Below are 1,429 nucleotides of genomic sequence, written 5' to 3'. Positions count from 1 at the left end.
CGGCGGTCGCGGCGTCGGCGGCACGACGCTGGGCGATTGCGAGCACCCACGGACGCCCGCGCTCGCCGGCGGGCGCGAATCGCGCGGCGGCCCGCCAGACCTCGAGGAACACGTCCTGCAAGACCCGCTCGCTCTGCGCGCGATCGCCCACCGTCGCGACGATCAGCCCGAACACGCGCGGCGACAGCAGGTCGTACAGACGGGCGAAGGCGGACTCGTCGCCCTCCGCGATGCGCCCGAGCAGCACGCCGACACGATCGACGCGGGTCGTTCCGTCGTCCGGTATCTCGAGGCCGTCGATGACCATGCCTTCCAGCATGCCTTACTCGGCAACGGGGGTGTTTGCACCGATCGCGTCCGTCGTCAAGGGGCCGGTCACCGGCGAACCGGCCGCCTACGCTGGATTCAGCTCGATGTGCCGCGTTCCCCTGCGCGGCGCATCGCAGCGGGAGGAACAGTGACGGACCTGCGTGAAGTCGAGGACATCTCGACGGGTGGGCTGCTCGACGGCCGATATCGCGTCGAGGAGCGCATCGGGGAAGGCGGAATGGCGCGCGTCTACCGCGCCGAAGACACGCACCTGGATCGCACGATCGCGGTCAAGCTGCTGCGGGGACCCGTGGACGGGCCCGCGGTGCTGGAGCGCGCGCGTGCCGAGACAAGAGTCCTCGCGTCGCTCAACCATCACTCGATCGTCACGGTGTTCGACGCCCGGATCTCGGACATCGACGGAAGCTACATCGCGATGGAGTACGTCGAGGGCATCACCCTCCGCGACCTCATCATGCGCGGACCGGTCGACGAGCGCGAGGTGGCGCGCATAGCCCTCGACGTGGCCGAAGGGCTTCACGTCGCCCACTCTGCCGGCATCGTCCACCGCGACGTCAAGCCGTCGAACGTGCTGCTGGGCTCGTCGCCCCTGCCAGGCCCCACATGGCACGCGAAGCTCGCCGACTTCGGCATCGCGTTCCTCCTCGACACCACTCGTGTCACCACTCCCGGGCTCGTGATGGGAACCGCCGCCTACATGGCGCCGGAGCAGGTGCAGGGCGCGCCGCCGCAGCCGGCGTCGGACGTGTACTCGTTCGGCATCATGCTCATCGAGGCGCTCACCGGCACGAGACCATATGCGGATGCCGAGGGCATCGGCGCACTCACCGCGCGGCTGATCTCCCCTCCCCCGATCCCGGAGACCCTGGATCCCGCGTGGCAGGGATTGCTGCGCGGTATGACGGCCACACGCCCCGACGACCGCCCGACGGCGCTCGAGGTCGCGACGGTGGCGTCACGTCTCGCGACGACGACGGATGGGTCGACCGTCGACCGGCCGACAGAAGCGGTCACGGTGGCGATGCAGCCCACAACGGCACTGCCCGCCGCGAGCACCGCCGCCGCGGGCGCGGTCACTGCCGGCGCGCTCGGCGCGGGC

General features: G+C 70.7%; 2 protein-coding genes. One reads left to right on the top strand and one right to left on the bottom strand.

The genetic code is table 11. The features are described 5' to 3' along the window. Positions 1 to 319, bottom strand: a 319-nt coding sequence (locus EIO58_RS17835; protein WP_274543228.1) for a sigma factor, incomplete at its 3' end; no start/stop codon positions are given. A gap of 138 nt (positions 320 to 457) precedes the next feature. Here EIO58_RS17835 and EIO58_RS17830 point away from each other — a divergent pair. Next, positions 458 to 1,429: serine/threonine-protein kinase (locus EIO58_RS17830; RefSeq protein WP_164861866.1), on the top strand; the 972-nt coding region annotated here is incomplete at its 3' end.

The sequence above is a fragment of the Microbacterium sp. CPCC 204701 genome (genome assembly GCF_004010105.1).
GTDB lineage: Bacteria > Actinomycetota > Actinomycetes > Actinomycetales > Microbacteriaceae > Microbacterium.
Note: the sequence above shows the minus strand (reverse complement) of the source record. Positions and strands in the feature narration are given on the sequence as shown.